The sequence below is a fragment of the Brevibacterium pigmentatum genome, assembly GCF_011617465.1.
In the GTDB taxonomy this organism is placed as follows: Bacteria; Actinomycetota; Actinomycetes; order Actinomycetales; family Brevibacteriaceae; genus Brevibacterium; species Brevibacterium pigmentatum.
On record NZ_CP050153.1, the window covers coordinates 3,906,386 to 3,913,130 of the forward strand.

Consider the following 6,745-nt stretch of genomic DNA (forward strand, 5'->3'; position numbering starts at 1 on the left):
CGCCACCGTGGCGCTATGAATGCTTGACTAGCGGATGACTCCATAGGTTGAGCCCGAACGGTTACGCTTTTCAACGTCTCGAACCTCGGAAGTACGGCACTCTGGCACCTACACACACTAATCCACTCCACCAGTCAGTCCGCGTCGATCCGTATCCTGGCACTCTGTTCAGATACCCGGAGTCGTCCTGACACTTCGAACCGGCGCGACCACAGACTCGTATCCTGAAGTGACGTACGCCAACAGTGAGTACCCTATAGGCAGTGCAGTATGTATATCGAGACAATGTTCCACGTGAAACGATGGTCTGCGGGGCCAATCTATCAAGCGGCGCGACTTACACGGCCTACGCAGCCCGATTCCCTGGAAACTTCCAGTACCGTGCGGCTGCTGAGACAAGGGGAAGCGGGATCTAGAAGTTCACTAGACTGAAATCGACCCCGGCGATGTTCACCGCGGGGGTCGACAATGCTTGGCGTTCTCTGTTCAGAGAGCTTCCTCGTTGGAGATTCCCAAGAGACCAAGGATGCGGTCGAGGTCCTCTTGGTTGGCGAACTCCACGCTCAGTTTGCCCTTACGCTTACCAACGGAGATGTTCACCTTGGTGTCCAGACGATCACCCAAACGCTCTGCAACGGCCAAGAACTCCGGAGAAACCTTCGTCGTTGCACGTGAAACATTGATCGAATCGCCGCGGTTGAGCAGAACGACTGCTTCCTCCGAAGCCCTGACAGACAGTCCTTCAGCAACGATGCGCTGCGCCAGAACTTCCATATGCTCGGGATCGCGCAGACCAAGAATAGCTCGGGCATGGCCAGCCGAGATCACGCCGGCTGCTACGCGGCGCTGAACCAGAGGAGGCAGTCGGAGAAGACGCAAGGTATTGGAGATCTGGGGACGTGAACGCCCGATGCGCTCGGAAAGCTCCTCCTGAGTACACCCGAAGTCCTCGAGCAGCTGCCCGTAGGCCGCAGCTTCCTCCAAGGGGTTCAGCTCAGCACGGTGCAGGTTCTCCAGAAGCGCATCGCGAAGGAGATCTGTATCTTCGACGTACCGAATGATTGCCGGAATCGTCGACAGACCTGCGTCCTTCGTCGCCCGCAGGCGACGCTCACCCATGATGAGTTCGAAGCGCGAACGATCGCTCGGCTTCTGCCTGACGACGACAGGCTGAAGGACACCGATCTCACGAATGCTGTGCACAAGCTCGGCCAAGAGATCTTCGTCGAAGACAGTACGTGGCTGACGAGGATTCGCATCGATGAGCTCGACATCGATCTCACCGAACTCGGTATCCGGAATGGACTCAACGCCGTCCATCTCACCGTCGTCATAGCCGTCGACGACCTCGTCTGCGTCAGCATCGCCCGGATCCTCAGCCTTGGCCGATGAACTCGAGTCTTCACTGGATTCCGAGTTTGCCGAGAACGCGGCATCCTCTTTCTCCGTGGTTGCCGACTCGCTATCCACTTCAGCGGCATCCGAAGCACGTGCTACTACGGCCGTAGTATCAACGTCACTGGCGCTGCCGTTGTCCTCCGCCTCTGCCGGTTCATCCGGCTGGTCGTCGCTACTGCGACCGGAGGACGTGTACACGCCGGGATGAGTCTCACGAACGTCATCCTCGGGCGACGGCGCCGCCGCAGGCTCTGCTGGGGACTCCGCCTCCTGTGTATCAGCGACGTGATCTGGGACTACTTCAGCCGATGTGTTGTTCACTGCGGGAGCCGATTCAGAGTCTGCAACCGCGTTCGACACCGGTGTGGTGACATCGTTGTCACTCTTTGTCGGGTCGGAAACCGAAGCAGGGGCAGATGCGTTCCGAGTGCTCGTTCTCACCGCTGCAGGGGCCTTCTCTGTGCTTTCAGGCAAGGCTCCGGTGGATGATGACTCTGTCTTCGTCGTCGGTGTGCTCGCTTTGGCAGCAGAAGATGATGTGGAGGCGCTGCCCCCGTGGGCTTTTGCAGCACTTGACTTGCTCGTCGATGCTTTGGCCGTCGATGCTTTGGGCGTGGATGTCTTCGCAGTCGTTGTCTTGGAAGTCGACGGCGTCGACCCCGTGGTCTTGGAAGCGGTCGACCGAGACCCCGCAGGTTTGGATGCAGCCGACTTGGCCGTCGAGGTTGTGCCCGTTGCCGACGTGGAACTCGTCGATTTCGTATCAGCGGCCTTCGATGCAGCTGCCTTCGACTGGGTCGCCTTGGAGGAGCCTGCCTTGGACGTGCCCGACCGAGCTGTGGTTGACTTCGAAGAGACTGTCTTCGAGGCAGCCGCCTTGGTTTCTGTGGCCTTCTCTGTTGCCGTGGCCGAGGACCTCGTGGTCCCAGCGGCCTTCGGCTTCCGACGACGAGATGACTGCATGGAAGCGGCCGGGTCGTTGCGCGCGGTCCGTGACGTCTTCGCCTCGCCCTCGCGACTTCCGTCGTCCGTGTTCCCACCGGAGAAGAAGACATCGACCGGACGGTCATTGGAGTTCGCATCGGGGATCAATGCTCCGAGCCCGCGTCCCAAGCCCCTCTTCTTGCGTTCAGCCACGACTTACTCCTCGATTCGCAATTTCTTCAGCAGCCTCCCGATAGGACAGTGCGCCGCTGGAATGTGGGTCATATGAGATCACGGTCTGGCCATAGCTCGGTGCTTCCGAGATCCTCACCGAACGCGGAATGGCAGTGCCGAGCACCTGCTCCGGGAAATGAGTGCGCACATCCTCAGCGACCTGAGCGCTGAGGTTCGTCCGTCCGTCATACATCGTCAGCAGAATCGTCGTGATCGCCAATTCGGGATTGAGATGCTTCTGGATCAGCTGGATGTTCTTCAGCAGCTGGCTGAGACCCTCGAGAGCATAGTATTCGCACTGGATCGGGATGAGGACCTCGCGGGCGGCCACAAAGGCGTTCACTGTCAGCAGGCCGAGACTGGGCGGGCAGTCGATGATGATGTAGTCGACCCGCTCGCCGGCAGCTTCCTCCTCCTTGAGATAGATTCCCAAGGCACGCTGCAGTCGCTGTTCACGTGCCACAAGCGACACGAGTTCGATCTCCGCACCGGCGAGATCGATGGTCGCGGGCACGCACTTGAGAGTCTCGAAGTCGGGGCACTGTGCCACAGCCTCGCGCATCGGCACATCGTCGATGAGGACGTCGTAGATGCTCGTCACTTCGGAATAGTGGTCGATGCCCAGTGCGGTGCTCGCATTGCCCTGGGGATCGATGTCGATGAGCAGGACGTTCAGACCCTGGTTGGCCAGGGCCGCTGCGATATTCACCGCCGTCGTGGTCTTTCCGACGCCACCCTTCTGGTTCGCGATCGTGAAGATACGGGTCGAGTCCGGCCGTGGAAAGGTTGTCTGCGACAGTCGATCCGCACGCCGGCTATCCCGTGCAATCGCGGCACCAATGGGAGACGACTCATCCATGATCGGCATAGGGCGCACTCCATCATCCATCGGTTACACAAGGCTCTGATCCAGCCTAGACCAACTCTACTTCGTACTATTTCTTGACGATCTCGACGACACGACTCGGGACCTCGAGGATGCCGCCGCCATCGACAACGTGGATCTGAGGCTGGGACAGGCGATACCGCTTGATCAGCTTCTTCGCCTTGACCAGCTCACCTTCGACCGAGGCTCCCTTCAGAGCCAGGATCCGTCCTCCGGGGCTGATGACTTCGCGAGTCCATTCGATGAGAGTCGTCATCGCCTTCACCGCCCGTGCGGTCACAACTGTGAACATCTCCTCATCGACGAGGTCCTCGACACGTGCACGGACGATGCGCACATTCTTCAGACCCAGGTCCTCGACGACCATGGTCAGCCATTCGACTCGACGCTCCATCGGCTCGATGAGGACGATCTTCGCCTCGGGGCGCATCAGTGCGATCGGAACACCCGGCAGTCCGGCTCCGCTGCCGACGTCGCCGACGACATCGTTCTCACCGATGTACTCAGCGACCACGGCGCAGTTGAGGATATGCCGGGTCCACAGACGATCGACCTCGCGCGGACCGATGAGGCCCCACTCGATTCCGGTTGTGGCTAAGTGCTCGGCATACCGCTGCGCGGCAGGAAAAGCCGCACCGAAGTACTCTTCGGTGCCGGCCGGAGGCGTTTCGATCTCCGCTGGCGTCGGTTCGTTCGAGGGCTCGATATCGTTCTCGGGGTGATCAGTCATCGGCGAGCCGGATGACGACATGACGACCGTCGCCTTCGCCCTCGGACTCCGAGACCAGACCTGCGCGGGCCGCCTGGTCATGGATGATCTTGCGCTCGAAGCTGTTCATCGGCTTGAACGCGAACTCATCGCCGCCGTCCTTGACCTCGTCGATCGCGCGCTTGGCCTTCTTGACCAGCTCTTCGCGGCGGCTGTTGCGGAATCCGTCGATATCGAGCATCAGCCAGGACCGCTGACCGGTCTGCGTCTGCACCGCCAGACGGCTGAGTTCCTGCAGCGCACCGAGGGTGCCCCCTTCTCGGCCGACCAGGGTGCCCAGGTTCGAGTCATCGTCGTCTTCGCAGACGATGGACAGCTGCGCACGGCCGTCGGCGACATCGATATCGATATCGCCGTCGATGTCGGCCAGATCCATCAGCTCTTCGAGGTAGTCCGCGGCGATCTCGCCCTCTTCTTCGAGGAGTTCGGCACGGCTCGGCTTCGTCGAGGTCTCCTCCGGAGTCTGTTCGGAGGTCTCGTCGATCTTCTCTTCGGTCATGTCTGTCCTCAGCGCTTCTTGTTCTTCTTACGGTTCTTGCTCACAGGCTGCTGCCGCTGGCCGCTCTTCTTCGGGGCCTCCTCGGTGACTGTCGATCCCTTGAGCTCATCCTGCTTCACAGTCTTGCCCTTGCGAGCCTTGCGCTCAAGCATCTCCTTCTCGGCCTTCGAGCCGGGAGCGGGCATATTGCGGATGACCAAGTGCTGCTGGGCCATCGTCCAGGTGTTCGAGACCAGCCAGTAGATGAGGACGCCGAGCGGGAAGTAGATTCCGCCGATGCCGAAGACGAGCGGCATGACGTAGAGCAGCATCTTCTGCGACTGCATCATCGGGTTGGCCATCGCCGACTCCGACATGTTCTTCGCCATCATCTGCTTCTGCGTGATGAACATGGTGGCGGCCATGATGACGATGAGGACACCAGTCAGCAGCTTGACTGCGAATCCCGGGTCGGTGAAGACCGCCGAAAGGCTGATGCCGAAGATCGAGGAGTTCTCGGCCTGAATCGCCAACTGCTGGGTGAAGCCGCCGATGGCGCCCACATCGCCGGAAGCGACCTTCGGCATGTTGTGGATGACTCGGAAGAGCGAGAAGAAGATCGGCATCTGCACGAGCAGAGGCAGGCACGATGCCCACGGGCTCGTCTTGTTGTCGCGGAACAGCGCCATCTGCTCTTCGGCCATGGCCTGACGCGAATACTGGTCCTTCTTGCCTTTGTACTTCGCCTGCAGGCGCTGGATCTCCGGCTGCAGCAGCTGCATCTTGCGCTGCGACTTGATCTGGTAGACGAAGAGAGGGATGAGGAGAGCACGGATGACCACGGTCAGTCCGGCGATCGAGAGCACCCAGGTCCAACCGCTGTCGGCTTGGAGACCGATTGCGGTAAAGATCTCGTGGAAGATCGCGAGGATCCAAGCAACTACCCACTGCAGCGGGTAGAGCAGCTTGTCCATCCAGTCCATTCAGTTCTCCTCGTTACACCGATTCTTGCGCGAAGTTCATTTTGCCATTGTTCACAGGTCGGCGCGACACGACGTGCGCCCCGCCGCAGTCCGCTAGATCGCGCTCGCGCGCGGACTGACGAGTTCATTCTGTTCAGCTGTGTGCCTGACCGCGGTGGATGGTCTTCGACCTGGCCTCCCGCGCCGATCCCGGCACATGGTCGACGCCCCCGTGTGACCACGGATTGCAGCGGAGTATGCGCCACCCAGTTAACACCACTCCCTTGAGAACTCCGTGTATCTCGAACGCCTCGAGACCGTACATGGAGCAGCTGGGATAGTAGCGGCACACTTGGCCGTAGAGAGGTGAGATCACGATCCGATAGGCACGGATGAACCAGACGAACGGCATCCTCGGTCCGACAAGTATGATCCAGCCGAGTGTGGGCCAGAAACCGGCCGGCCGGCGGGGCACCTCCGAGACATGTTTCAGATCATGCTCTGCGTCCACGACGTTCCAGCTTCTTCTCTGCCTTGATCAGCAGTTCGTCGACCTCGGCGGACAGAACGGCGAAGTCGGCCTGTCCCGCATGCGGCAGCGCCCGGATGACGACCAGGTCGCCGGTTCTCAGTTCACCGAGACGCGCACGCATGATCTCGCGCAGGCGGCGCTTGGTTCGGTTGCGCACTACGGCGTTGCCGACGGCCTTGGATACGATGAAACCCACGCGCGCAGCGTGGGTATCATCGGTGTCTCTCAGGCTGTGCGCCATGAGATGCTCTGTGCGCACCCGGACCCCGGCTCTGAAGATTCGTCTGAAGTCTTCGCCGCTGCGGATCCGATGTGCCGCGTCAAGCATGCTCAGGCCGAAATGTCGGAACGTCCCTTGCGACGACGTGCAGCCAGGATCGAGCGGCCCGCGCGGGTGCGCATACGCAGACGGAAGCCGTGCTTCTTGGCGCGCTTACGGTTATTGGGCTGGAATGTACGCTTGCTCACTTCAGTCTCCGATTTCTAGGTTGCGGATGAACGCCGGTGCGTTCTCACAAAAAACGGCGGTGCGAGTCTCGACCGCCGAGCACTCCTGTGCATA

General features: G+C 60.4%; 9 protein-coding genes. 1 reads left to right on the top strand and 8 read right to left on the bottom strand.

Annotation, left to right across the window (positions count from 1 at the left end):
• Positions 1–486: 486 nt before the first annotated feature.
• The gene (locus GUY30_RS17820) at positions 487–1,719 is read right to left on the bottom strand and encodes a ParB/RepB/Spo0J family partition protein (protein ID WP_228281527.1); all 1,233 of its coding nucleotides are present in this window, start codon (positions 1,717–1,719) and stop codon (positions 487–489) included.
• A gap of 55 nt (positions 1,720–1,774) precedes the next feature.
• Here GUY30_RS17820 and GUY30_RS18010 point away from each other — a divergent pair, with 55 nt between their 5' ends.
• Positions 1,775–2,611 (top strand): hypothetical protein, encoded by an 837-nt coding sequence (locus GUY30_RS18010; protein WP_167200514.1) that lies wholly within the window; start codon positions 1,775–1,777, stop codon positions 2,609–2,611.
• On the opposite strand, the gene GUY30_RS17685 is transcribed toward GUY30_RS18010, so the two are convergent.
• From GUY30_RS17685 to rpmH, 7 genes are all read right to left on the bottom strand, one after another.
• Positions 2,528–3,424, bottom strand: coding sequence for a ParA family protein (locus GUY30_RS17685; protein ID WP_228281528.1), 897 nt, complete (start codon positions 3,422–3,424; stop codon positions 2,528–2,530). The two genes, GUY30_RS18010 and GUY30_RS17685, sit on opposite strands and share 84 nt — an antisense overlap.
• A gap of 67 nt (positions 3,425–3,491) precedes the next feature.
• Positions 3,492–4,172: a 16S rRNA (guanine(527)-N(7))-methyltransferase RsmG gene (gene rsmG, locus GUY30_RS17690; RefSeq protein ID WP_167200517.1), complete on the bottom strand. Its 681-nt coding sequence runs from the start codon at positions 4,170–4,172 to the stop codon at positions 3,492–3,494.
• Complete coding sequence (locus GUY30_RS17695) at positions 4,165–4,710, bottom strand: Jag family protein (RefSeq protein WP_167200520.1); 546 nt, start codon at positions 4,708–4,710, stop codon at positions 4,165–4,167. Before GUY30_RS17695 ends, rsmG begins: the two co-directional genes overlap by 8 nt.
• An 8-nt stretch (positions 4,711–4,718) precedes the next feature.
• Positions 4,719–5,672: a membrane protein insertase YidC gene (gene yidC / locus GUY30_RS17700; RefSeq protein WP_167200523.1), complete on the bottom strand. Its 954-nt coding sequence runs from the start codon at positions 5,670–5,672 to the stop codon at positions 4,719–4,721.
• Positions 5,673–5,805: 133 nt separating this feature from the next.
• On the bottom strand, positions 5,806–6,063 hold the full coding sequence (gene yidD, locus GUY30_RS17705) for a membrane protein insertion efficiency factor YidD (RefSeq protein WP_167201233.1): 258 nt from the start codon (positions 6,061–6,063) through the stop codon (positions 5,806–5,808).
• An 82-nt stretch (positions 6,064–6,145) separates the two neighbouring features.
• Positions 6,146–6,511, bottom strand: a complete 366-nt coding sequence (gene rnpA / locus GUY30_RS17710) for a ribonuclease P protein component (protein WP_167200526.1) — start codon at positions 6,509–6,511, stop codon at positions 6,146–6,148.
• A 2-nt stretch (positions 6,512–6,513) separates the two neighbouring features.
• Positions 6,514–6,651 carry a 50S ribosomal protein L34 gene (gene rpmH, locus GUY30_RS17715; protein ID WP_039211706.1) on the bottom strand — a complete coding sequence of 46 codons (138 nt, stop codon included), beginning with the start codon at positions 6,649–6,651 and terminating at the stop codon, positions 6,514–6,516.
• Positions 6,652–6,745: the final 94 nt, after the last annotated feature.